At 40.3% G+C, this 25,445-nt stretch carries 20 protein-coding genes and 2 pseudogenes; 17 read left to right on the forward strand and 5 right to left on the reverse strand.

The features are described 5' to 3' along the window. The first annotated feature begins 13 nt into the window (after window positions 1-13). The 6 genes and pseudogenes from HNR31_RS09395 to HNR31_RS18700 form a co-directional block, all read left to right on the forward strand. Window positions 14-1,045 (forward strand): methionine ABC transporter ATP-binding protein, encoded by a 1,032-nt coding sequence (locus HNR31_RS09395; RefSeq protein ID WP_181555986.1) that lies wholly within the window; start codon window positions 14-16, stop codon window positions 1,043-1,045. Further along, on the forward strand, window positions 1,035-1,685 hold the full coding sequence (locus HNR31_RS09400) for a methionine ABC transporter permease (protein WP_181555987.1): 651 nt from the start codon (window positions 1,035-1,037) through the stop codon (window positions 1,683-1,685). The genes HNR31_RS09395 and HNR31_RS09400 overlap by 11 nt, the downstream gene beginning before the upstream one ends. Before the next feature lie 29 nt (window positions 1,686-1,714). After that, window positions 1,715-2,566 carry a MetQ/NlpA family ABC transporter substrate-binding protein gene (locus HNR31_RS09405; protein WP_181555988.1) on the forward strand — a complete coding sequence of 284 codons (852 nt, stop codon included), beginning with the start codon at window positions 1,715-1,717 and terminating at the stop codon, window positions 2,564-2,566. A gap of 31 nt (window positions 2,567-2,597) precedes the next feature. Continuing rightward, window positions 2,598-3,959: an LLM class flavin-dependent oxidoreductase gene (locus HNR31_RS09410; RefSeq protein ID WP_181555989.1), complete on the forward strand. Its 1,362-nt coding sequence runs from the start codon at window positions 2,598-2,600 to the stop codon at window positions 3,957-3,959. A gap of 19 nt (window positions 3,960-3,978) precedes the next feature. Further along, complete coding sequence (locus tag HNR31_RS09415) at window positions 3,979-5,184, forward strand: acyl-CoA dehydrogenase family protein (RefSeq protein ID WP_181555990.1); 1,206 nt, start codon at window positions 3,979-3,981, stop codon at window positions 5,182-5,184. Window positions 5,185-5,537: 353 nt separating this feature from the next. After that, window positions 5,538-5,689 (forward strand): annotated as a pseudogene (locus HNR31_RS18700) (amino acid permease); the annotation flags it as partial. Here the strand turns inward: HNR31_RS18700 and HNR31_RS09420 are convergent. Together HNR31_RS09420 and HNR31_RS09425 are read right to left on the reverse strand one after the other, a co-directional pair. Then, the gene (locus tag HNR31_RS09420; protein ID WP_181555991.1) at window positions 5,688-6,176 is read right to left on the reverse strand and encodes a CBO0543 family protein; all 489 of its coding nucleotides are present in this window, start codon (window positions 6,174-6,176) and stop codon (window positions 5,688-5,690) included. The pseudogene HNR31_RS18700 and the gene HNR31_RS09420 sit on opposite strands and share 2 nt — an antisense overlap. A 512-nt stretch (window positions 6,177-6,688) precedes the next feature. Beyond that, complete coding sequence (locus HNR31_RS09425; protein ID WP_181555992.1) at window positions 6,689-7,108, reverse strand: hypothetical protein; 420 nt, start codon at window positions 7,106-7,108, stop codon at window positions 6,689-6,691. Between the two features lie 798 nt (window positions 7,109-7,906). On the opposite strand from HNR31_RS09425, the gene HNR31_RS09430 reads away from it, so the two are divergent. The 5 genes and pseudogenes from HNR31_RS09430 (at window position 7,907) to HNR31_RS09450 (ending at window position 12,445) form a co-directional block, all read left to right on the forward strand. Beyond that, the gene (locus HNR31_RS09430; protein ID WP_181555993.1) at window positions 7,907-8,752 is read left to right on the forward strand and encodes a Cof-type HAD-IIB family hydrolase; all 846 of its coding nucleotides are present in this window, start codon (window positions 7,907-7,909) and stop codon (window positions 8,750-8,752) included. Window positions 8,753-9,857: 1,105 nt separating this feature from the next. Further along, complete coding sequence (locus HNR31_RS09435) at window positions 9,858-10,229, forward strand: iron chaperone (protein WP_181555994.1); 372 nt, start codon at window positions 9,858-9,860, stop codon at window positions 10,227-10,229. Between the two features lie 19 nt (window positions 10,230-10,248). Next, complete coding sequence (locus HNR31_RS09440) at window positions 10,249-10,620, forward strand: iron chaperone (protein WP_181555995.1); 372 nt, start codon at window positions 10,249-10,251, stop codon at window positions 10,618-10,620. Window positions 10,621-11,073: 453 nt separating this feature from the next. After that, a pseudogene (locus tag HNR31_RS09445) lies at window positions 11,074-11,866 on the forward strand (substrate-binding domain-containing protein). A gap of 15 nt (window positions 11,867-11,881) precedes the next feature. After that, complete coding sequence (locus tag HNR31_RS09450) at window positions 11,882-12,445, forward strand: shikimate kinase (RefSeq protein WP_181555996.1); 564 nt, start codon at window positions 11,882-11,884, stop codon at window positions 12,443-12,445. Window positions 12,446-12,821: 376 nt separating this feature from the next. Here HNR31_RS09450 and HNR31_RS09455 read toward each other — a convergent pair whose 3' ends face one another. Beyond that, window positions 12,822-14,387, reverse strand: coding sequence for a glycosyltransferase 87 family protein (locus HNR31_RS09455; protein WP_220129475.1), 1,566 nt, complete (start codon window positions 14,385-14,387; stop codon window positions 12,822-12,824). Window positions 14,388-14,807: 420 nt separating this feature from the next. On the opposite strand from HNR31_RS09455, the gene HNR31_RS09460 reads away from it, so the two are divergent. The 5 genes from HNR31_RS09460 (at window position 14,808) to HNR31_RS09480 (ending at window position 19,788) form a co-directional block, all read left to right on the forward strand. Next, window positions 14,808-16,883 (forward strand): glycosyltransferase family 39 protein, encoded by a 2,076-nt coding sequence (locus HNR31_RS09460; RefSeq protein ID WP_181555997.1) that lies wholly within the window; start codon window positions 14,808-14,810, stop codon window positions 16,881-16,883. A 12-nt stretch (window positions 16,884-16,895) separates the two neighbouring features. Beyond that, the gene (locus HNR31_RS09465) at window positions 16,896-17,858 is read left to right on the forward strand and encodes a glycosyltransferase family 2 protein (RefSeq protein ID WP_181555998.1); all 963 of its coding nucleotides are present in this window, start codon (window positions 16,896-16,898) and stop codon (window positions 17,856-17,858) included. Further along, window positions 17,830-18,264, forward strand: coding sequence for a GtrA family protein (locus HNR31_RS09470; RefSeq protein ID WP_374058301.1), 435 nt, complete (start codon window positions 17,830-17,832; stop codon window positions 18,262-18,264). Before HNR31_RS09465 ends, HNR31_RS09470 begins: the two co-directional genes overlap by 29 nt. Next, window positions 18,261-19,136 carry a UTP--glucose-1-phosphate uridylyltransferase GalU gene (gene galU / locus HNR31_RS09475; protein ID WP_181555999.1) on the forward strand — a complete coding sequence of 292 codons (876 nt, stop codon included), beginning with the start codon at window positions 18,261-18,263 and terminating at the stop codon, window positions 19,134-19,136. The genes HNR31_RS09470 and galU overlap by 4 nt, the downstream gene beginning before the upstream one ends. Before the next feature lie 112 nt (window positions 19,137-19,248). Continuing rightward, window positions 19,249-19,788: a VanZ family protein gene (locus tag HNR31_RS09480; RefSeq protein ID WP_181556000.1), complete on the forward strand. Its 540-nt coding sequence runs from the start codon at window positions 19,249-19,251 to the stop codon at window positions 19,786-19,788. A 585-nt stretch (window positions 19,789-20,373) separates the two neighbouring features. Here HNR31_RS09480 and HNR31_RS09485 read toward each other — a convergent pair. After that, entirely contained in the window at window positions 20,374-21,615 is a 1,242-nt protein-coding gene (locus HNR31_RS09485) for a glutamate-5-semialdehyde dehydrogenase (protein WP_181556001.1), read from the reverse strand. Beyond that, window positions 21,612-22,736 (reverse strand): glutamate 5-kinase, encoded by a 1,125-nt coding sequence (gene proB, locus HNR31_RS09490; protein ID WP_181556002.1) that lies wholly within the window; start codon window positions 22,734-22,736, stop codon window positions 21,612-21,614. Before proB ends, HNR31_RS09485 begins: the two co-directional genes overlap by 4 nt. A 759-nt stretch (window positions 22,737-23,495) precedes the next feature. On the opposite strand from proB, the gene ilvD reads away from it, so the two are divergent. Further along, a complete protein-coding gene (gene ilvD / locus HNR31_RS09495) occupies window positions 23,496-25,175 on the forward strand; it encodes a dihydroxy-acid dehydratase (RefSeq protein WP_258561043.1) in 1,680 nt (559 codons plus the stop codon). Window positions 25,176-25,445 lie beyond the last annotated feature (270 nt).

Consider the following 25,445-nt stretch of genomic DNA (forward strand, 5'->3'; position numbering starts at 1 on the left):
CGGGGGGAGTAAAGTGATTGAGTTTCGGAATGCCTCGAAAATTTTTAAAAGTGAAGATCGAACGATCGAAGCGTTAAAAAATATTAATTTGACGATTGAGAAAGGGGACATTTTCGGCGTCATTGGCTTTAGCGGAGCGGGGAAAAGTACATTGATTCGAATGGTTAATTTGCTAGAAAAACCGACTTCCGGACAAGTTTTAGTCGATGGCCAGGATTTATCAAAACTATCGGAAAAGGAGTTGCGTCAAGCGAAAAAAAACATTGGAATGATTTTTCAGCATTTTAATTTACTAAGGTCCAAAACCGTTTTTGACAACGTCGCAATGCCTCTTAAGCTTAGTAAAACACCTAAATCTGTGATTGAAGAGCGCGTTCATGAATTGTTACACTTTGTCGGTCTCTCTGATAAGGCAAACAGCTATCCAGATCAGTTATCAGGCGGTCAAAAGCAGCGCGTGGGCATTGCCCGTGCATTGGCGACAAATCCATCGATTCTTCTTTGTGATGAACCGACTTCAGCACTTGACCCGCAAACGACGACGTCGATTTTACAGCTTTTAAAACGAGTGAATCAGGAATACAACGTGACGATTTTGATGATTACCCACGAAATGGAAGTGATTAAGCAAATTTGTAATCGCGTTGCCGTTATGCAGAACGGAGAGATTATCGAAGAAGGCACGATTTTAGATATTTTTTCAAAACCAAAAACAGAGACGGCACGCAATTTTGTTCGTTCGGTTTTAAGAGACGAAATTCCACAAAGTATTTTTCATATTTTACAAGCTAATGATAAGTTCAGCAAAATTTACAATATCGAGTTTATTGGAGAAAGTTCTGGCAAGCCGATTTTATCGCAAGTGGCAAAATCGTTCGCAGTGGACGTGAACATTTTATTTGGCAGCATCAATGAGTTACAAGGAGTTCCTTTTGGAAATTTGATTGTTGAGTTGCAGGGGGAAGAAGCAGAAATTGCCCGGGCCTATGATTTTATCGTACAGCAAAATGTGTTAGTGAATGAGGTGATTCGCAATGGAGGTTAGTCTGGATCTAATTTTGCAGGCGTGCTGGGAAACATTATATATGGTTAGCATATCGCTTGTATTTGGGTCACTAATTGGTCTGCCTTTAGGGATTTTATTAGTCGTTACTCGTAAAGGTCATATCTTGGAGAATGCGTTTGTCTTCTCGATTTTAAATCCGATTGTAAATATTTTACGATCGATTCCGTTCATTATTTTGCTTGTTGCGATTATTCCATTTACGAGATTTATTGTCGGTACGGCAATTGGGACAACGGCGGCGATTGTTCCGCTTGTACTTCATATTGGGCCGTACATGTCGCGCCTGATTGAAAATTCTCTCTTAGAGGTGGATAAAGGAATTATTGAAAGTGCACAAGCGATGGGTGCTACCCCATTGCAAATTATTTTTTGCTTTCTTTTGCCAGAGGCGCTGCCTTCTATTGTTTTGAGCATAACAACGGCAACGATTGGTCTCATCGGTGCCACAGCGATGGCAGGAGCAATTGGTGGCGGTGGTTTAGGCGACTTGGCGATTACGTATGGTTATCAGCGCTTCAGCACCATCACTATTGTTGTCACGGTTGTGATTCTTGTTTTACTTGTACAGGGCATACAATCACTTGGGAATTTGATCGAGCGAAAAATTAGAAGAATGTAGTCAGCATTAAATGAGAGAAGAGAGGGAATATGGTGAAAAAGGTATTTATATCTATTTTTGTTTTTATTTTATTTCTTAGTTTGATGGGGTGTGGAAAAACAACAGGGAGTGAAGCGAAAGATAAAAAAATTAAAGTCGGCATTCGTAGCTCGGAATTACGGACGTGGGAATTTATTAAAGAGAAGGCGAAAAAGGAAGGACTGGATCTTGAATTGGTTACTTTCAACGCATCGGTTGATCCTAATCAAGTACTAGCTGAAGGAGATATTGATGTCAATGCGTTTCAGCATATTGCATATTTAACAAGTTTTAACGAAAAAAACGGTACAGATATTGTCCCGATTGGAACGACGCTGATTGCCCCTTTAGGTCTTTATTCGAAGAAATACAAATCTCTTGACGAGCTTCCGAAAAATGCTAAGATCGCGGTGCCAAATGATGCATCGAACTGGGGGCGTGCCTTGTTATTACTACAAGAAGCAAAGCTAATCAAGGTAGTGGACAATTTTGATGGAAACGGTGGAGCTGACAAAATCAAAGAAAATCCAAAACACATTAAGATTGTTCCTGTTGATGGAGCGGCCACTCCACGAGTCATGGATGATGTTGATGCATCGGTTATTAATAACGGTGTAGCGGTAGAAGCAGGATTGTATCTGAAAGATGCCATTATTCATGAAAGTAAAACAGCAAAGCCTTATATCAACGTAATTGCAGCACGGAAAGAAGACGCCAATCGCCCTGAGTTAAAGAAACTGGTCAAAATCTATCAAACGGATGAAGTGGCGAATTTCATTAAGAAAACTTATAAGGGAAACTACATTCCAACGTTTATTTCGTTAAAGGAATTAAAAACATTTAAAGACGCTTACAAAAACTAAAAGGAATTTCATAACTTTGGGGGAGATAAAATTGGCAAAGAAAAAGCAGATTAAATTGGCTGCTTATTTAATTGGAACGGGGATGCATATCGCATCATGGCGGCATCCGGATGCGAAACCGACAGCAAGCATAGACGTCCATCACTTTATCCAACTTGCCCAAACGGCAGAACGAGGTAAATTTGATATGGTGTTTATCCCCGATAGCTTGGCGATTAACGAGGATTCTCATCCAAACATTTTAAATCGATTCGACCCGGTTGTTTTAATTACAGCGATTGCGACAGCAACATCAAAAATTGGTCTCGTTGCAACAGCTTCAACTTCTTACGGAGAACCGTATATCCTAGCACGGCAATTCGCCTCTGTCGACCATATTAGTAACGGACGTGTTGGCTGGAATGTCGTTACAACAGGAGATGCGACGGGCGCTACGGCACTAAACTTTAGCAGAACAGAGCACTATAAACACGATGAACGCTACCGACGAGCTGAAGAATTTGTTGATGTCGTTCAAGGGCTGTGGGATTCTTGGGAGGATGATGCCTTTGTCTTCGACAAGGAAAAAGGGGTATTTTTTGAGCCAGAGAGGCTCCATACGCTTGATTACAAAGGGCAGTATTTCTCCGTCCGTGGTCCTCTTAATATTGCGCGTTCGAAGCAAGGACATCCGGTCATCGTGCAAGCTGGATCGTCAGAACCGGGCCAGCGGTTAGCTGCAAGAACGGCAGAAGTCGTTTTTGCGCATCGCGATAATATAGAGAAAGCAAAGGAATTTTACAAAAGCTTAAAATCAAAAACGGCAGACTATGGCCGTCATCCAGATGAGCTTTCAATTTTAGTCGGCATTTCGCCAATCGTTGGCGAAACAGAAGAAATTGCGCGGCAAAAATTTGAAGAGCTGCAAAAGCTTGTTCTCCCATATGAAGCATTAAAATTCTTGTCCGGCTATATGGGAAATGTCGATTTCACGAAATATTCGCTTGATACACCGGTAAAAGAAGTGGATCTTCCAGAAGAAATAAATGGAATTCAGAGTCAGTATGAAGATATAAAACGAATTATTAACAAAGAAGACTTAACGGTTGGTGAGCTTTACTCACGCCTTTTCATCGGTGCAGGCAGACGTGACCACTTTGTTGGAACTCCAGAAAAAATTGCCGATGAATTGGAAAAATGGCTTACAGAGGAGGCGGCGGACGGCTTTATTCTTCAGGCACCGCTGTATCCAAGAGATTTAGAAGATTTTGTGAATTATGTAATTCCGATTCTTCAGAAGCGAGGTTTATTCCGACGCGAGTATGAAGGAGATACGTTGCGCGATCATTTAGGACTTCAGAAGCCTGTAAATCGCTATACGCAGGCGAGACAATCCAAACTAGCCATCCAATAGTGAGAGGGGAGAGAACAGTATGGCAGTGAGAGAGTTCGATCCCTTTATAAGGAACGAAAGAGAAGAGAAGCTTGCTCGTTATGCAGAAGCACTGGCAAGTCAAATTGCCAAAACGGCTCATGTATACGATGAAAGCGGAGCATTCCCGTTTGAACACTTTGATTTGCTGCGCAAAGAAGGCTATTTAAAGTTGACGGTACCAAAACAATATGGCGGAGACGAGATTTCCTTGTATGAAACATTGCTCGTTCAGGAAAGGCTTGCTCGCGGGGATGGTTCGACTGCGCTTGCTGTTGGTTGGCATCTTCTTACTTTTTTAAATTTGCGCAGCGTTCGCCCTTGGAAGGAAGAGGTGTTTGCGAGGCTTTGCAGAGCAGCAGTGAAAGAAGGAAAAATGCTGAATATCATTTCTTCCGAAAGAGAAACCGGCAATTTGGCAAGAGGCGGAATTCCTTCCACGACAGCCAAGCGCACATCTGGCGGTTATATGATCTCAGGAGTCAAGTCATTTGCCTCATTGGCGCCAATTCTCGATCACTTTACTGTTAGTGCTTATCTGGAAGACGAAGATAAAGTAGCAGAATTTTTAATTACAAAAAACGAAAATGTGAAGGTGATAGAATCGTGGAATACGATTGGCATGAGAAGCACAGGAAGCCATGATATCGAATTAAACGATGTCTTTGTTCCTGAAGAGGCCTTGCTATCACGCTTGGATGATAACCATATCAATCGTTTTATGGCAGACAGCCGCGCTTATTCACTGGAAGTACCGGCGGTTTATCTAGGCATTGCTTGGGCTGCAAGAGATTTTATCCTTGATTTTGCCGTTTCCAAATATTCTCGCAGTTTTGGCGGGGAAATTGCCGATATCCCGCACATCCGCGATAAAATCGGGCAAATTGAAATTTTGTTGAAATCTTCACGGCATACGTTGTATGCGATTGCTGAAAAGTGGGAAAACAATCCAGAGCATAAAGATCGTTTTTCAGACGAAGTTAGCATGGCAAAATATATCATATGCAACAATGCCATACGCATTGTTGAGCTTGCGATGCGCATTGCAGGAGGCCATGCATTATCAAAAAATCATAAATTAGAACGCCTTTTTCGCGACGTTCAGTGTGGCCCGTTTCATCCGCCTCAAGACGATATGGTGATTCATCAATTGACGGATTCCGTATTAGCGAAAGTAAAAGCTAAGAAGAGTAGAGTAGAAAACTGAGTTCGAAGGGACGGCATACACTGTCCCCTTTTCAGCTTCCATTCATTAAAACTGTACGTGAATTGTTCCCTAGTACCGCTTCCTGACGTTCTTTCGCATTTTTCTATTTGTCATACATGGAATCTTAAGGATTTAACCTCTGTATAACGATGGCTTATTTAATCGATAATGCTCCTAAATAGAAACGATTGAACGCTAGGAATACCCATTTTACAGCCCGGACGTTATGAAAGGAAGAACAGGAAGTCAAAGATGCCTTTTTATGCCGATGTATTGCGGTAGTTCGGTTGGTTATCGAAGGCTTCCTTGGTAAATAATAAAGCTCAAATAGTTAAACGAACTTTCAACGAAGCATGAAAAGTAGGCATTTATTGATGATTTCATTAGGGAGAGTGATTGGAACAGGGCTTTCCTAAGTTTCAGGCTATACTATAATCAAACAGAGCCCGCAGGAACGATTATTGTGTATTTAGTTGGCGGTTTTATTACGTATCTGGTTATCGTTATGCCTTTGATTCATCTATTTTGTTCATCCATTGCATAAGCATACGAACAAAAAGTGATAGAAGAAAGATGGTTATAAACGAGTGCATCCATGTCCATGTATGGTACTTAATTAAATCGGTATATTTTTCACAAAGAACCTCAATGATCGTTAGCGCAGCGGTGTACAATGCACATTGTAGAACAATGCCTAGAAATTTTGAATGATAAGTTGTTTGAAAAAAGTAAACACACATAATTGGATATAGAAAGGATTCAAAAATAATGCTGGTCTCGAAATATTTACTTAAAAACCTTACAGGGTATTCAATCATTTTTTCTGTTGCAACAAAAATGCCAATATATGTTGACAAATAAGCTTTCAATAAGAAAACTAAAATCGTGTCTTTGATTATCGGTTTTCTTTCTTTGATTAGTGGTTTTCTTAAACTGAAAAACAATAAGGCAAGTCCAATGATAGAAAATGACCATAAAATGATTCTGTCCATGGATTAATTACTCTCCCATTGTTCATTTGTTTATTATTTTTATTATACCCAAGTAAAAATTAAATATTTACCAATGCATAAAAAGAGCTTTTTTGCAGCAGCCAGATTTCAGGAACAGCAAATTATGAATTGATTAACAAATTAGAGCAAGTAGTACAGCAATTGATGAGACTCAGAAGAAATTAGCTGCTACTCAGGAAGAGAATAAGCAGAGATTAGAAAAATGAGATCAAAAACTATTAGTAAAAAAATGAAAATTAACAAAAACAGGAATCAAAACGGGAACGTTTTTTCAGTTTTTTGATGCAGGAAGAGCAGCAATTAATCGTTGCTCTTTTTATATTGACTTATTAAGGTTTATTTTCGAGTGATACTATCTCTTTATAGAAAAGAAAATGCGATACTGTCTAACTATATAGAATTTTTTTAATAAACATCTGTTAAAGAATGTTGCTGATTTTTTTCAACTAACGGGCAGTAATAATTGAACAAAAGGTGTTTCAATTCCATGCTTATTGATTCCTAAATGCAATCATTCCGCAAATCATAGGAATTATCATTAACATTGCCACCGTTAGAGTAGGTATCGGTAATCGGTTCGCTAATATTGCACCTATCTCTCCAAGGAAACCGCCCATAATAAAAGGGATGGCGGTTTTTGTCTTGTCAGCATTTGGTTTTGCGTAATACCATGCGTCCCATACGCAATAAGCATAAAATCCAGGGTAAAATAACATGTATTCAAAATTGGTCGTCTCTACAGCCTGTTGGTGTAATCCGTTAAGATCAAGGTGAATGGCTTTGTTTATTTGGCCTAATGCATTATCAAAGTGTTCAGTTATTATAAAGAAGGCACCTTTAATGAACTGACCATTATATATTTGTCCGAATCCAGGCATAAGTATTGAAAAGAATGCAGCAATATTCCTCATGATATCTCATTCCGTTCTCTTTTTTAGTGAAAAATGGTTACTATGTTGTTGGAAAAGATAGTTGATGGTTAAGTTATGCTATTGTTCCTTAGGTTTCTTTATTTTATTGATTTTTATGTATATGAAGTTGTGTTTCGATAAGCGATTTTCTCCATTAACGGGGCGATAGTTGAATGGAACAAGGAAAAAGACCAACTCTAAAAATCGGCGATAGCCTAAGGAAAACAGAGAAAAACTTATTCTACAAAATTTAAAATGGGCATTGTTCATAAGTACTTTTATGAGGGTTAGGGTAAAACAATTTCGTATTCATAACACGATGTTACAGAGATGGATGAATTATGATCAAAGAGAAGGAATCGATGGTCTAAAAGAAAAACGATGGAATCGAATGAAGGAAGATCGTGCAAAAATCCGGTCCAGAGGAGAAAATAAAGCTCTTGGCTTAGAGAAAGGAGCGGATGCGACAAAAAGAAACATCCTTTAGAATGTAAGATAATTCATGGATTAAGAGTTCCATTTCCAGTTGTTCTATTTATATGAGGTTACAGGTATTTCTACAGCTGGATATTATAAATGGATGAAACGTCAGACAGAATCATCGAAAAAACAATGTTGAATGAAACACAATTAAGCGATCCATTAGAGAAGGGATTGCTTTTTTATGTAATTCCATCCTCAACACCCTAATTTTGTATTATAATGATGTAGAGTTTTAATTATAGTAACGCTACATTTATCAGCGATACAGAAGGCAGTTTTAAAGGCGAATCTCACAAAGAAACGGGGGATCAACCAATGATCATTGCATTAGATATGGACGGAACGTTGTTAAATTCTGATGGCCAAATTAGCAAAAGAAATAAAGAAGCGATTATTCAGGCGCAAAGGGGAGGACATTTAGTGGCTATTGCGACGGGTAGGGCGTATAAGGATGCCTATTTGCCATTGCAGCGGGCTGGGATTGTCTGTCCGATTATAAGCTTGAATGGTGCTTCGATTATTCTTGCTGATGGGACTATCATCGACGATATTCCTTTAGATAAGCAAAAACTTGTTCCTGTTTTAGAGTGGGTTCGACAGCAACATGATTTATATTGTGAAATTTATACAAACAAGGAAGTCTACGTTGGTTTACATAATAGGGAGCATTTGGAGGCGCTAGCCGATCGTGTGGGTGAAGAGTATCCAGATTTAAAGAGGATTGTTCAGAAACAGTTTCAGCAGGCGCGCGTGACGTATGTAGACGACATTCAAGAAGTATGGTTGCAAAAGGATATCGTTTTTTATAAAGTACTTGTTTTTTCGCTGAATAAAGACATATTAAAAACTGCTGCCTCGAAGTTTGCAGAGGTTTCCAACGTAACCGTTACTTCCTCGCATCCGAATAATATCGAGATCAACCATGAACAGGCGACGAAGGGGCGTTCGTTGGCGAAACTTGCCTCTCATTACAACAACAATATGAAAGATACCGTTGCGATCGGAGATAGTCATAATGATCTTTCCATGTTTGCGGTAGCCGGATATCGTGTGGCGATGGGAAATGCAGCTTCTGAACTAAAAGAACATAGCGACTTTGTAACAGCGACAAATGATGAAGATGGAGTGGCGCTTGTTTTAGAGAAATTATTGCTACAATGAATAATTCTAGGTACAAAATTTTATGCCAAAATCAGAAAAAAGGAAAAATTGTATCTTACTTCTGATCCAGAGCTGGTAAAAGATCGTGAGCTTGCAGGGAAGTTGACGAGTGAGTCGTCTATTCATTGTATGTTTTGTAACATGTTCAAAACTGAATTCTTCTTCGATTGCGTCATTTGTTGACAGCATTTTAAAGGTAAGATTATACTTTCTTTAATGATCTAACCATATAAATATAGATGTTTTGGTTGGGTTTCGTGTTATAGGAAGAAAGAAGCGGTCGCCTGTCACTTTGCAATAAGTGGAAGATCATGCTGGTGTATCTCGGTCGACCTGCTTTCTTAGTTATTTTGTGGCAGTGTAGAATGACAATAAAGTTATTTAATTTTAAAACCTCAAACACCCATACCCCCGTCCTGATTTTAGGAGGGGGGTAAAATAAAGTTGTTTAATTTTTAATAATAAATGCTTTACCGAACTAAAAAAATAACAATAAAGTCGTTTAAAAATCTAAGTTTTATTCCATAATAGCGCCCTTAAATGAAATAACTTAACAGGTGTTTTTAAACATTTTTATTGTTAATTAACACCTAATGCAATTTTTATAAGTAACCAATGCTTATGCCAGGAGTCAAAAACAACATAGGTAAAAAAACAGGACCAAATAGCACTCCATGACATGCTCTAGGGTTTTTAGGGGTAAAGTTTCTACACAAAAAGGAAATTGAAATAAATATTTAATTAAATGAGGTTAATTGTTTTGTTTTTTTGTTGTTTTTTATCTGTTGTTTCTAATGCTTTATAAATATTAGTGGGTTCTGTTGCAAAGTTGAAAATTAAAAATAGGATTTATGCTATGTAGCTATAGATGACATGTAGTTATATACTTTTAGACAGACCAGCTATCGCTGGCGATACAAGTCAGATACTTTTTAAAGCCTCTAATTGCGTTTTAAGCCATTTTGACTATCCAGGTTTAAAATATATAGTTGGAAATAGGTGTTGTTTAAGAACGTGTCTGAGCGGTTCTGTGAGGAGTTTTAACGACGAATGGATTTGAGGAACTTCTCTGAACGACATAATTTTTATTTTAGGAGGGAACAACATGGAAGTTTTTGTGAAATATTTAGCAGGTATCGATAACCCCGACCACCGCGACCGAACAGAGGAAATTTTGACGTGGGTTGCAAATAAATTCCCAAATTTGGAACCGCAAATCAAGTGGAACAAACCCACGTTTACCGATCACGGCACATACATCATTATGTTTGCCGCAGCAAAGAATCATTTGAGCGTTTTACCCGAAGAAAAGACAATGGTGCATTTTGCCGATGAAATCGCCCAAGCTGGCTACAGCGCTTCTTCACGCTTGTTCCGAATTAAATGGACTGAACCAGTTAATTACGAATTGCTAGAGAGGATCATTGAATTTAATATTCAGGATAAAGCAGACTGTTCAACTTTTTGGCGGCGATAACATAATCAAGGAGGAAGACATGGAAGTTTTTGTAAAATATTTAGCGGGTATCGATAACCCCGACCACCGCGACCGAACAGAGGAAATCTTGGCGTGGGTTGTGAATAAATTCCCAAATTTGGAACCGCAAATCAAGTGGAATACGCCAATGTTTACCGATCACGGCACATTTATCATCGGCTTTTCCACAGCGAAGCATCATTTGAGCGTTTCACCCGAAGAACAGACAATGGTGCATTTTGCCGATGAAATCGCCCAAGCTGGCTACAGCGCTACCAAAGGCTTGTTTCGAATTCCGTGGAATGAGCCGGTAAATTACGAATTGTTGGAGAAGATAATTGAATTTAATATCAAGGATAAGGCAGACTGTTCAACTTTTTGGCGGAAATAGAAAAAATAGGATATCCCTTAGAAAGCCTGTGAGGGCTTCTTAGGGCTTCTGAGAGGCTTTAAGGAGTTGATAGCTATGCAAAACTATGCCCCGCGCTTTTACATGCCCCAACACTCTTGTTGGGGACGCCCTTTTTTAATAAGTGTAAATTATTACAGAAGCTAAGAAAATAATTCTCTTACTTATTCCAGAAAATGGCCCTTTAGTTGAACAACCTGATGGACGTTTTTAAATAACTTTATTGTAAATGTAACAACTTTATTTGTATTTAAACGACTTTGTTGTCAATCAACAGGCAGTCCTCATATTCCCGAAGCAACTTGTGAAAAAGTGCTAAAGTTCATGAGGGAGTTGGGTTACACCTATGACTGAGTTGCTGTTAATCTAAGATCGTAGCGTTTTTCAACTATAGGGCTAATTATTAGGGAAATCGGCAACCCATTTTTTTCTGAATTGTTAGTCGGTGTTCATGAAGCTTTAGATAAAGAAGGATATACGGTGATTCTGGGGACGACGTTTGACTCCCCGGAGAAACAAGATGCGCTTTTATCGACGATGCTCGAATACCGGGTAGGCGGCGTCATCATGAGCCCTGTGCCCGGATGTTCATTGGATGTGGTCGAGCGCCTAAAACAGTGGGAAATTCCAGTCGTATTAATAGCGAGGGAGTTGCCATTTGGGGAACAGTTTGATTACGTTGGAATTGATAATGTAGAAGGCGGACGATTAGCAACGGAACATCTAATTCAGCAAGGGCATCGCCGCATTGCTCTTTTAGGTGGTTTTGATGATTCATCTGTATGGAGGGACCGGAAAAAAGGCTATTGTCAAGCGCTAGAACAGGCGGGTATCGAAACGGATGAATCGTTATTCATACAAGCGCTTACAACAAGGCAGGGAGGAAAAGGAAGCGATGAAACAAGTGCTGCAACATCCTAACCCGCCAACAGCGGTATTTTGTTATAATGATGTTGTGGCGTTTGGGGCTATGCTAGGTTTAAAGGAAGCCGGAATGATGCCGGGCTGTGACATAGCTGTAGTCGGGTTTGACAATATTCAAGAATCCGCCTTATTTCATCCACCTTTAACCACGATTGCGGCGTTTCCTGAAAAAATCGGCATTCATGCGGCTGATATTTTGCATCAACGCATGACAGGCAAAATGGGCGAACCGAAACGGCTTATTTTACGACCGGAGCTTGTCGTGCGGCAGTCGAGTTCATCTAATTTTCATGATCTGTTTTAAAGGAAGGGCGTTGATATGGAGACATATTGTAACATTCCGCTTCGGGAAAGAAATATAGTGTTAATCGGCTTTATGGGAGTAGGAAAAACAACGATTGGCCAGCTTGTCGCCAAAAAGCTGTACCGGGATTTTATTGATGTAGATCAGGAAATAGAAAAAATTCATAATATGTCGATTCCGACAATATTTCAACAATTAGGGGAAGAATATTTTCGCAAAGTGGAGAAGGAGTTTATCGTTGACATTTGTACAAATACCCGCTTAAAGATTATTTCCCTAGGGGGAGGAGCTTATTTACAAGAGGAAGTCAGAAACGTTTGTTTATCTAAATGCATTGTATTTTTTTTAGACTTGTCTTGGGATTCTTGGAAAGATCGTATACCCCTCATTGTTAATAGCCGTCCTCTTTTGAAAAATAAAACGTTAGAGGAGATCGAAGAATTATTTTTTAAACGGAGAGATGCTTATTCCCTTCATAATTCCAGAGTTTCGACGAATGATCTTGATCCTGAGGCTGTAGCTGATCAGATTGTTAAATCCGTAAAATGGACTTGGGAGATTTATGAACCGAATGATTAAAAACTATATAAAAATGTGACAATTGATGGGCATTGTCGGAACAATCTCAAATAACTTTATTTGTAATATGAACGCAGTGGGATGTAAGGTTGTTTTTCATCCCACCACGTACTAGAAGTCTATGTTGTATGGTAAAACGAAACAGGTTCTTATGTTCTTTTAGATATTGATTAACAGCATAAGAAATGGAATCTTATATTTCCAATCTATGTAGTGAAGACACTTGCGAAAAACGAATAATGGTGTAAGAAACTGATTATAATTCGCTGTTTCAAAACATACGTTCATTTCCTGCTCAATGATATACATATTGTCACAAGCTGGTTATTTCAGCAAGCGATTGCTAACATTCAGGCCACTGCAAATCTAGATCTGGTTAGCTTGGTTTGAATGTCAATGTTTTGCTTCTTATTGCAATATCCCACGCCACTTTCACAAGGTAAATAAAGAAAATGACGTTCAATAGCGAAGTGAAAATTAACGTAAAATTGTAAGGGGCGCCCATCGAACGGTGAAACATAAATCGATCATAAAAAACAGAATAGGTATTTATAAAAGTCGTTGCGCTGAATCCAGCTGATAGCCAAAGCAGCCTTTTATCCTTCCAATAAATAAATGCGAGTATGGACAGGGCAGCGGCAGGGAACAAGTACCGTTCGTGCATGCCGGTGGCAAGCGTAAATACGCCGGCAATTTGCAGAAGCGCTGCCAATGCTGCGAATTTTGTGTTTCTTCCTTTTATATAAATGAACCATGAAAAAGCGGTAATGATGACAATAAATATCATGCCCCATGTATGATAACTGAATAGAAACAATGTAGACGTATTCGGTACATAGTTGGCGCCGAGGAGACTGTAGAAATTAAAAGCGTTGACAGACGCGTAAGGGTACTCCCCGATTGTGCTCGAAAATAGTGTGAAAATCCAAAGCGGATCTTGCTTCAATGAAAACGGAAAGATGATAATAAGCGCTGTAACGAAACTCGTGACGGCTGCTGTGAAAAAGCGTTTGATGCTTTTTAGCCTTATAAGTTCGAAGAAAAGAACGGGAAGAAAAATGATTCCTTGCGGTTTCATCAGCACCGCCGCTGTGAAAAGCGCAGTCGAAGCGTTCACTTTTTTCTCGGTTAACAAAAATACGGCCAACACAATGAGCAATGTAAAAAAGGAATCGACTTGTCCCCAGACGGTAGAATTCATAAAAACAGCTGGATTAAAGATGTAAAATGCAGATAGCCAAAGGCTCATTTCTCCCGATAAATATGTAACGGCCAGCCTGTATATGATGTATGCTGTTATGATATCCGCTAACATGGATGGAAGTTTGATGAGCAGAGTAATATAACAGCTCATGGCAGGGATCGACGTAATCTTACCGATTACAAACAAAATATAGATATAAAACGGAGGATAATCGCTCGAACTATTTCTATAAAATTGGCTAAAACCTTTGGTTGCAGAAATTGCCCAGTGTTTAAAGAGATTGACGTCTGTGTGCCCTTTTATCCATGGAGCGGCCGCAATCCTCAAGAAAAGCCCTATCGCTAATAATGTCCACAAAAGTATTTTTTTATTGCTGTCTTGAATGTTCATGTTTTTTTCAATCAACAGATAGTAAGTGAAAGCAAATAGACCGAAAAATAGCACGCTGTATACAGAAAGAAAAGGCGCATACTGTACATCTGAGTTTGCGATACCTCTGAACATCTGTCCGTTCTGTAAAGGTGGCACAGGTTTTTCACGAAAAATGTGTTCAGAGAAAGAGCCCTTGCCGGTAGGAGCTTGATTTCTATCATGGAAAAAATGATGTTCTCCTTCCCGGAAATCATGATGAAGTAAGCTGCTATGATAATTCCAAATGGAATAAAAGCTCAGTAAAACGGTCGTGAAAAGGATAAAGATTAAGCTTATTTTCAGCATATGATCTTTGAATGCGAACACTAGCACTACCTCCCCATGTAAATGTCGTTTTTCATCAACAAAAAAATTTCATGATTAGCTTTAATAAAAAACTAGTCATGAAAGAGGGGAACAAGTAACGATATTTACCATCGGTAAGTTGCACGCATTTATTTACTTTAATCTTGAATAGAGAAAAACAGTGAAAAAACGATAAAAAAATGCTAAAAATTAAGCAGCCACAAAGCGCCTGCCCTGACGAGCAGGATTGCGATAGTTTCTGATTTTAACGTTTTAAGTTAGTTATGCAAAAGCCCTGCGGAGAGAAATTTTTCGCAGGGCTTTTTTTTCACTAAATTTTCACCATACTGTCGTATTCTTGAAGCAAGGCCAGAGACTGGGCAACAACGCAAGCGGCTAAGCGATTGATGGAATATGAAGAAAAGAGGAGTGTGAAGTGAAATGAAAGCGAAATGGAACGGACGTGTGGATATTTGGCTCGTCGCGATTCTTTTACTGTCTGTTTTTTTAAACTTTTATAACATAGGGAACGCCGGGTCGAACGTCTACTATACGGCGGCCGCAAAGAGCATGACGGCGAACTGGAAAGCATTTTTCTTTGCATCACTTGATCCGGAAGGATTTATTACGGTTGATAAACCTCCTGTTGCTTTATGGTTCCAGGCCTTGAGTGTTGCGATTTTGGGGGTGAGCGATTGGAGTGTATTGCTTCCAGAAGCGATCGCTGGCGTTTTGTCTACTTGGATTATTTACTTTATTGTTAAGCCCATATTTGGACGTGGTGCGGCTTTATGGTCGAGTCTGATTTTTGCATGCACGCCAATATTTGTGGCAGTAACTCGGACGAATAACATCGACAGTATTTTAATTTTTACTCTTTTAGCTGCGACATGGGCGTTGATGAAATCCATACATAAGCAGAAAATATCATGGCTTTTAGTTAGCTTTGCTTTAGTCGGAGTCGGCTTTAACATGAAGATGCTGCAGGCTTATATGGTGTTACCGGCTTTTTATTTGTTCTACTTCTTGGCAAGCAAAGCAAATTGGAAAAAACGAATCAAGCACTTATCAGTGGCAACAGCTATATTAGTAGCGATTTCTGTTTCGTATGCGGCGATTGCGGACTCGATTTCGAAAGATAAGCGTCCTTATATTGGAAGCAGCCAGACGAATTCTGTCTTTGAGTTAGCATTCGGTTATAACGGAGTCGGACGTTTAACGGGTGAGGCTGGACCAGGGGGAAATCGCCAATTTAATAGAAATGTGCCAAATACGAATTCTCAAACAAATGCTCAGAATGAAAAACAAGGAAATCGTCCGTCAGGTATTCCGCCGCAAGGAGTACCAAACATGAACTCTTCAAGTACCCAAGGAGGAAAAGACTCGTCAGACGTCTCACCTCGAGGAATGCCGAATATGAATCCGGAACAAATGAGGAAAAAATTCGGACCAAACGGAGGTCAGGATCCTGGGAGAATGGGAGGGATAGGAGGCGAAACGGGCGATCCGGGATTGCTTCGTCTTTTCAATAAACAAATGGCTGGGCAAATTAGCTGGCTACTCCCATTCGTTCTTTTTAGTATGATTGGACTCATCGTATCCATTCGCAAACAACGTGCATTTACTTTACCGCATCAATTTACCGTATTTTGGTTGGCTTGGCTTATTCCAATGATGGTCTTTTTCAGTATTGCTGGATTTTTCCATCGCTATTATCTCAGTATGATGGCACCGGCGATTGCCGTGCTTGTCGCCATTGGCAGTGTGATATTGTGGGAGTTTTACAAAGAGAAAAAAGATTGGAGTCAGTGGTTACTGCCGTTTGCTTTCTTGGCTACCTTTATATTTGAGGCGTATGTGTTGTTCCAACATCGTTCTTCGGTTAATATCGTCTGGATTTTGTGTATTACTTTATTAGGATTCGCCATCTTTGCCTTTATGGTCGCTTTTCGGCATAAAGAGAAAGCATCGTATTATACAAAGATTGCTGGAATGATTGGTTTTCTCATCATGCCGTTTTATTGGTCGACGACCCCTGTTTTATATGGAGGAAATAGTGTGATACCTTATGCAGGTCCAGATTTAAAACCTTCCGGACAACACGGAGATCGAATGATGGGAAGAGGAATGGAAGGAGAAGCGGATTCAAGTCTCATTGAATATTTAGAGAAGAATTACAGCGGTGAAAAATATTTGGCTGCAACGTTTAGAGCGAACACGGCCGCGCAGATCATGCTGAAAACGGATAAAGCAGTCATGGCGATGGGGGGATTTTTAGGAAGCGACCCTGTGTTAACACCTGAAAAGTTAGAGCAAATGGTGAAAAAAGGGGAAGTGAAGTATTTTCTTATTTCTGGATTTGGTGGCGGTGGAGAAACAAATAACGAGTTAGTCCAATGGATTCAACAGAATTGTAAAGAAGTACCGCAAGAAGAATGGCAGAACAGTCAATCATCGGATGAACAGCAGCCGTTTGGAATGGACAGAGCAGAGAAACTTTATAAATACGAAGGATAGGAGGAGAGTCGTATGGTGAAGTATTCTGTCATTATTCCTGTGTATAATGAAGCGCTTGTCATTCGTGAGACGTATAAACGGTTAAAAACGGTGATGGAACAAACAGATGGACCTTATGAACTATTGTTTGTGAATGACGGCAGCGAAGATGAAACACTCTCCATTTTAAAAGAGCTTTCTGTTAAAGATGAAACGGTTAAATATTTGGATTTCTCCCGAAATTTTGGACATCAAATCGCCATTACTGCAGGCATGGATTATGCTGCAGGAGAAGCCGTTATCATTATTGATGCTGACCTGCAAGATCCTCCTGAATTGATTTTACAGATGATTCAAAAATGGAAAGAAGGTTACGAGGTCGTTTATGCGAAGCGGACAAAACGAAAAGGAGAAACAGTATTTAAAAAAGTAACCGCTCATGTATTTTATCGTCTTTTACGAGCCTCTACGGAAATCGATATTCCTTTAGATACGGGAGACTTTCGCCTAATCGATCGGAAAGTGTGCGATCAGTTAGTAAGTATGAGAGAACGAAGCCGTTTTGTCCGTGGGCTCGTTAGTTGGGTAGGGTTTAAGCAAACAGCGATTGAGTATGAACGTGATGAACGATTCGCAGGAGAAACGAAGTATCCGTTAAAGAAGATGTTGCGGTTTTCTATGGATGGGATTACTTCCTTCTCGTACAAACCTTTGAAACTAGCGAGTTTATTAGGATTTCTTCTTTCGTTTTCGAGTGTGATTTGGATGTTTGTTGTTTTATATTTGAAATTGTTTACAGATTCTACTGTGGCTGGATGGTCTTCGCTTCTGATGGCTACTCTCTTTTTTAACGGCGTTGTCCTTATTATGTTAGGTGTGATGGGGGAGTATATTGGCAGAATTTATGATGAGGTAAAACATCGTCCGCTATATATTTTGAAAGATTGTCGAGGAGTCGGACAAAAACATGAAAAGGTACTACAATATGCTGAATAAGCAAGAAAAAATAGGTACATTATTCAGGTTTTGCACGGTGGGAGTTGGAAATACACTCATTGACTTTGGAGTGTTTTTCCTTCTCGCTTCTATTGGTGTTCCGGTTTGGTTAGCACAAGGTTGTTCATATATAGCGGGAATGCTCAACAGCTATGTGTGGAATCGAGTTTGGACGTTTCGTATGAAACAACAAGCTACCATACAAGAGTTCTTTCGGTTTATTCTTACGAACTTTTTCTCGTTAGGAGCGACTTTTTTCTTTCTGTATGTATGTCAACAAATATGGGGATGGTCTTTATTGATTAGTAAAATGATTGCTACGTTCGGAGGAATCATGATCAACTTTATTGGAAGTAGACTTTGGGTGTTTCAACAATCAGCTAACGAAGGGAATAAACAAGTATGAAAATAAGAAAAGCTGTCATTCCTGCCGCGGGATTAGGGACAAGATTTTTGCCCGCGACAAAAGCTCAACCAAAAGAAATGTTGCCGATTGTGGATAAGCCAGCGATTCAATATATTGTCGAAGAAGCGGTGCAATCAGGCATTGAAAATATAATTATCGTGACAGGGCGAAATAAGCGTTCCATTGAAGACCATTTTGATCGTTCCATCGAATTGGAACAGGCTTTGTTGGAAAAGGGCAAGTCTGATATTTTACAAGGGTTAAATGAAATTACCAATATGGCGAATATCCACTTTATTAGACAAAAGGAACCTTTAGGATTAGGACATGCGATTTTGTATGCACGGCACTTTATCGGCGAGGAGCCTTTCGCCGTTCTTTTAGGGGATGATATTATTGTGTCTGAAAAACCGGCGTTGCGGCAACTCATGGATGTATATGAACAATATGGAACAGAAGTTATTGGCGTGCAATCTGTTCTGCTATCTGAAGTGAATCAGTATGGAATTATCGATCCTTGCCAGCAAATAGGGTCTGTTTATGAAGTTCATGATTTGGTAGAAAAGCCTTCTCCTGAAGAAGCACCATCTCGTATCGCGATTTTGGGGCGATATATTCTAAAGCCTTCGATCTTTTCGATTTTGCAAACGGTTGAAAAAGGTGCCGGCGGTGAAATTCAATTAACCGATGCCTTGCAGAAAATTTGCGAATACCAACCGATTCATGCTTTGCAACTAGAAGGGAACCGGTTTGATATCGGTAATCAATTTGGTTACTTGAGAGCCAACATAGAGATTGGATTACAACGGAAAGAAATAAGAGAACAGTTGCTGTCATATTTAGAGAATGTATGGAAAAGAGAAATTTGCTAGTGATGAAGTTCAAAAGGATTCTAGGAGATTATATCACTATAAATTTTCTTGTATTTCACTTATTTTCTATTTAGTATAAAGGGAGAAAGACAATGGTGCTGGAGGAATAACAGTGATTCAATTATGGAGAATATTTGGAGATGTCGTTCCGCTGTTTTTTGTCATTTCTCTAATCGTTGTGACTTTATCCGTTTGGCGTTTTCGAAGTCAAAAGACTGCATGGGAGCAGAAGGTTCCTAAGATATCCTTATTACTGACAATGATCGCAATCTTATTGATTACCGTTTTTCCTTTTTATTACATACCAGATCAACCGAGGGTGCTCAATCTTGTTCCATTTGTCGGAATGTACCGTTTAATTGTTTATTCGGTTGATATAGAGGTGCCGATCCGCAATATTTTGTTGAATGTATTGCTGTTTGTTCCATTTGGCTTTTTTCTTTCATGGAGTGCAAATCAGCTGTCGGTACGGAACATTACGATGACTGGATTACTGTTTTCATTCATCATTGAAGTATTTCAATATGTGCTCCCCATAGGACGGTCAGCAGATATTGACGATGTCATATTGAACACGTTAGGGGCATTTTTCGGGGCTGTTGTATGGAAAGGAATAGAAATGTATAGAAAACAGTCATCTGCGTCCTTCTAATTTGTTCCGTTTGGAGGAATGCGCCTCCGTCAAGCTTTTGCTTGCGTCTTTCATTGGCAGAAAGAAATATACGTGGCTGTTGTATGGATACAAGGGAATGTGTTTGCCGGCTAAGTGTTTTTATTTGGAATCAATTATGTTGCTTTGTTCAGCTTGTTTACGATGTATTTGAACAGTAAAAAGTGATAATGCTGCGAGAACATGTGTCTTCTCTCATATTGCCGAAAATTTATGCTGCCCAACAATCTATCATATCAGTTTTAGGACCAGTCCGTCGTAAACGGATAGGATAGATTGTTGATCTGTATGGATCTTTTTAATTTCTGACGGTTTTATTATGTCTCTCTGTGTTTTTATGTTTTTGTGATGGGGCATATTCCCGGGAAATGAACGATGTCCTTTCACAAAAAAGGATTTAGTGTGCCGAGAAAATTGGAGAGGGAAGATTTGACAACAAGTGATGGAACGCTGAAGTTCGACAGCGATTCCAAATTATCCTTTCTTCACTTTTTTAAGAAAGCCGAATCCTATGTTTGGGACTCGGCTTTTTTGTCATGGCTAATAGCGGTTGCGAGCAACTTCGTATTACGAACGAGTTTGGCCCGTACCGTAAACAAGTGATTTCGTCGTTGTAATGGCACGCAGTCCCATTGGGCCGCGGGCATGCAATTTTTGCGTACTAATGCCAATTTCTGCTCCGTAGCCAAATTGTTCACCGTCTGTAAAGCGGGTCGAGGCGTTATGGTAAAGAACCGCGGCATCCACAGTTCGGAAGAAGATGTTGACGTTTTCTTGATTTTCCGAAACAATTGCTTCGGAATGCTTTGTTCCGTATCGGTCAATATGGTGAATCGCTTCTTTTACATTTTTCACGAGTTTGACCGCTAAAATCGGTGCTAAATATTCCGTACTCCAGTCTATTTCGGTGGCTTGATGAACAAAAGAATACGAGGAGACAAGAGCATGGTCCCCGCGAAGTTCAACTCCATTGTTGTGTAATGTTTCCAATAGCTCCTGTGTATAAGGCCAGTTTTCGTGAATCAACACCGTTTCGACAGCGTTGCACACGGATGGGCGTTGTGTTTTGGAGTTTATGACAATGTCAATGGCCATTTGTTTTTGGGCGGATTCGTCAATAAAAATATGACAATTGCCGACACCGGTTTCTAAGACAGGGACGGTTGCGTTTTGGATGACAGACTGAATGAGGCTGGCTCCGCCTCGCGGAATTAATACATCTAAGTAGTTGTTCAGTTTAAACATTTGATTGGCTGTTTCGCGGCTCGTATCTTCTAAAAGCTGGATCGCATCGGCAGGAATAGGCGAATGGGTCAGCGCCTGTTGCATGACGTGAACGAGCGCTTTATTGGAATGAAGTGCCGATGAGCTCCCGCGCAACAGCACCGCGTTTCCTGCTTTTAAACAAAGGCTCGCCGCATCGACTGTTACATTTGGACGCGCTTCATATACCATACCGATGACGCCGAGGGGAACGCGAATGGTTTGAATCCGTAATCCATTTGGTCGGGTCCATTCTTCGGTAATTTCTCCAACTGGGTCAGGAAGGGTGATCACTTGATGTACGCCATCGACGATCTGCATGAGACGTTCGCTGGTTAACTGAAGGCGGTCAATCAAAGCAGGGGAAAGTCCGTTTTCTTTTCCAAGAGAGATATCTTTTTCGTTTTCCTGAAGAATCCATTCTTTTTGCTCAATCAGGGCATCAGCGATTCTGGCTAATGCTTCATTTTTTTCATTCGTGGATAGGGCCGCTAATGTTTTTGACGCTGTTTTTAATCGTTGTGCTTTTGTCAGTAACTCACTCATTTTATAGCACTCTCCTTTCTTAACGATACCCAGTTGTCGCGATGAATGACTTCTGCGCGGTGGTTGATCGAGTATGGTCTTGCTTGGTCGCTTGGACAGCCTTTTATTTTTTCTAAATCAGCCGAGGAGTAATATACTTGTCCTCTGCCAATAATGGCTCCTTTCTGATTTATGACTTCGACAACATCAAGGGCTTGAAATGTGCCGACAACACGGATGACTCCGGCTGGCAATAAGCTTTTGCCGCGTAGCAAAATTGCGGCTTCAGCTCCTTCATCAATTTCAATTTTTCCGGAAACTGGTGAATGATAGGCAATCCACTGTTTTCTCATTTGCATTTGCGATTGAAACGGAACGCCAATATACGTTCCATTTCCCTTTCCCTCTAAAATGTCATGAAGCTTTTCTTTTCCTTCACCGGTTCCAACAAACACGCTCACCCCAAACGAAAGAGCCTTTTGTGCCGCTAACAGTTTTGATTTCATTCCGCCGGTTCCGACCGCAGACCCGCTGCCTCCTGCTTTCTCAATTAAATCGTCGCTGATGTCAGGGAGGAAAGAATACTTTTTTGCATTTTTATTTGTTTTCGGATTACGGTCGTACAGACCATTAATATCGGTTAAAATAATCAGGGCATCGGCATGCAAGAAGCCGCTCACAAGAGCAGATAACATATCGTTGTCGCCGAAGGTTAGCTCTTCCACAGAAACGGAGTCATTTTCATTAATAATGGGCAGTACCCCGCATTCGAGGAGTTCAGATATAGTAGAAAATAAGTTTCGAAACCGCTCTCGGCTATAAAAATCTTCTCTTGTTAATAGAATTTGTCCTGTGACGATTCCAAATTGTTGGAAAGCAGAAATATAGCCTTGCATTAGTAAACCTTGACCAACAGCGGCAGCTGCTTGTTTTCCAGATGTTGTCTTTGGGCGCGATGGATAGCCAAGTGGACCGAACCCAGCGGCAACCGCGCCGGAAGAGATTAAAATGACCTCATGACCTAACTGCTTTAAATAGGCAAGTGCTTCAACATGATCGAAAAGTTTTTCTTGTGAAAGTGCGCCTTTTGCATCGGTTAGGGAACTGCTGCCAATTTTAACGACCACTCGCTGTTTCTTCATAACATCACCCTTTCTCAATTATTTATATACAAACATAAAAAAACGCTTTTCCTCCTTCTGTAAAAGGACGGAAAAGCGTTCCGCGGTACCACCTTTTTTGGTGCATGAGCACCCACCTTTCAACCCGTAACGAGGGTAATACGGCTTATGTTTGCATAAGCGGCCTTTTAGGGTAGGTTCAATCTACTTTCCGTGAGGAACCTTCCAGCCTATGAGTTCCACTCTCTTGCACGTTCCATAGATTTACTAGTCCCGTACCGTTTCCATATAAATGATTTTTTTGAACATTATCTATGGAAACAAAATGATTGTCAAGACCTATTGTATCGGTTTGGGGCGTAAATATGCTTCTGTTTTTCGATTTATTTTAAGAACAGAACTATTTATGAAAAAGTGGTTTGATCTCCACATTGAGGTTGGGAGCCTTTTGTTTGACGTCAAGTTTCGCCATGATCTGCATGATTGAAAGCAGTCTACCCATATTGTTCATCTTAAGTGAATTTCCAAATTAACTATGAAAGTGGATATCCCCACTTTGAGACAGTGATGTAGTGACTGTCGGGAAACGCTGTAATTCTGAATGGTGAAAAAGCGGTGAAATTGTAATATTTATTTGCCTTTGCGATCGGTGGAGAAATCCATCCGTGGTGAAGAGTCCCAAATTTGATGGAAGAAATATGATTAAAACTATAAATTTATTTTAAATAGTGTTACAATATTAAAAAAATTTAAATTAATAGAATTTTTTTGGGGGGATTCATGTTGAAAGAACTGCGCAGTAATATGATTAAAAAAGGATTTGATCGGGCACCACATCGAAGCTTGCTGCGTGCTGCCGGCGTTAAAGAAGAGGATTTTAATAAACCGTTTATTGCGGTTGTGAACTCATATATTGATATTATTCCCGGACATGTCCATCTACAAGAATTTGGGAAGATTGTAAAAGAAGCGATTCGCGAAGCAGGCGGAGTACCGTTTGAAATGAACACAATCGGTGTAGACGATGGTATTGCCATGGGGCATATTGGAATGCGCTATTCATTACCGAGCCGCGAAATTATTGCTGATTCAGTAGAAACCGTTGTATCTGCTCACTGGTTTGATGGCATGGTATGTATTCCGAACTGTGACAAAATTACTCCAGGTATGATGATGGCGGCCATGCGTTTAAACATTCCAACGATTTTCGTTAGCGGTGGCCCGATGAAAGCTGGAGTTACAAGCGATGGACGGAAAATTTCTCTTTCATCGGTGTTTGAAGGTGTAGGAGCCTATCAAGCTGGTAAAATTGATGAAAAAGGTCTTCAAGAATTAGAGCAATACGGTTGTCCAACGTGTGGTTCATGTTCGGGAATGTTCACAGCCAATTCAATGAACTGTCTTGCTGAAGCACTAGGTCTTGCTTTACCTGGAAACGGCACGATTTTAGCCATTGATCCAAAGCGTAAGGAACTAGTAAGACGTTCTGCGAAACAGCTCATGTATTTAATTGAGAATGATATAAAACCGCGTGACATCGTCACAGAGAAGGCGATCGATAATGCGTTTGCCCTTGACATGGCACTGGGTGGATCGACTAATACAGTACTACATACATTAGCGATTGCCAACGAGGCAGGGATCGACTATCCGCTTGAACGAATTAACGAAGTAGCGGCGCGTGTTCCGCATCTTGCCAAACTGGCACCGGCATCGGATGTTCATATTGAAGATTTGCATGAAGCAGGCGGGGTATCTGCTGTCTTAAACGAGCTAGCGAAAAAAGAAGGTACTCTCCATCTTGATGCGATCACAGTGACAGGAAAAACATTGGGTGAAAACATTACTGGCTGTGAAGTAAAAGACTATCATGTCATTCGTCCAATTGACAATCCGTATTCTGAAAAAGGTGGACTTGCTGTTTTATTTGGAAACCTTGCTCCAGATGGAGCGATTATTAAGACGGGCGGGATTCAAGGAGGAATTACACGTCACGAAGGTCCGGCGATTGTGTTCGATTCCCAGGAAGAAGCGTTAGAAGGTATTGCAAGCGGAAAAGTGCAGCCGGGACATGTTGTCATCATCCGCTACGAAGGGCCAAAAGGCGGGCCAGGCATGCCGGAAATGCTTGCACCGACTTCACAAATCGTTGGGATGGGACTTGGACCAAAAGTGGCACTTGTAACGGACGGACGTTTCTCCGGTGCTTCTCGCGGTTTATCGATCGGACACGTATCACCGGAGGCAGCAGAAGGCGGACCAATCGCATTTGTTGAAGACGGTGACTATATTGTTATTGACATTAATAACCGTACGATTGATGTGCAAATTTCCCAAGAAGAATGGGAAAAACGGAAAGCAGAATGGAAAGGATTCGAACCAAAAGTGAAAACAGGATATCTTGCTCGTTACTCTAAACTTGTCACATCAGCAAGTACGGGAGGAATTATGAAAATCTGAATTTGCAAAACGATTCAAGGTCTGTAAAAAGTCTAACAGAATCAAAGACTTTTTGGCAGGCCTTTTTTGTCATATTATAATGTGTATCTTGCTTCCTTTTTGAGAAAGAACGCTCTTGTCCAAGCGCTCAATCCGCTTGTTTCTTGAATTGGCCTCAATGCAATATTTGCGTAAAGCATGACTGGAAACGAAATACTTTCGTAATACCAGGGGGAATCCGTTATCTAGGGGTGGCAAGCACCTCCACGGGGAAAGCACATGCGTCCATCA

The sequence above is a fragment of the Thermaerobacillus caldiproteolyticus genome (assembly GCF_013761245.1).
In the GTDB taxonomy this organism is placed as follows: domain Bacteria; phylum Bacillota; class Bacilli; order Bacillales; family Anoxybacillaceae; genus Thermaerobacillus; species Thermaerobacillus caldiproteolyticus.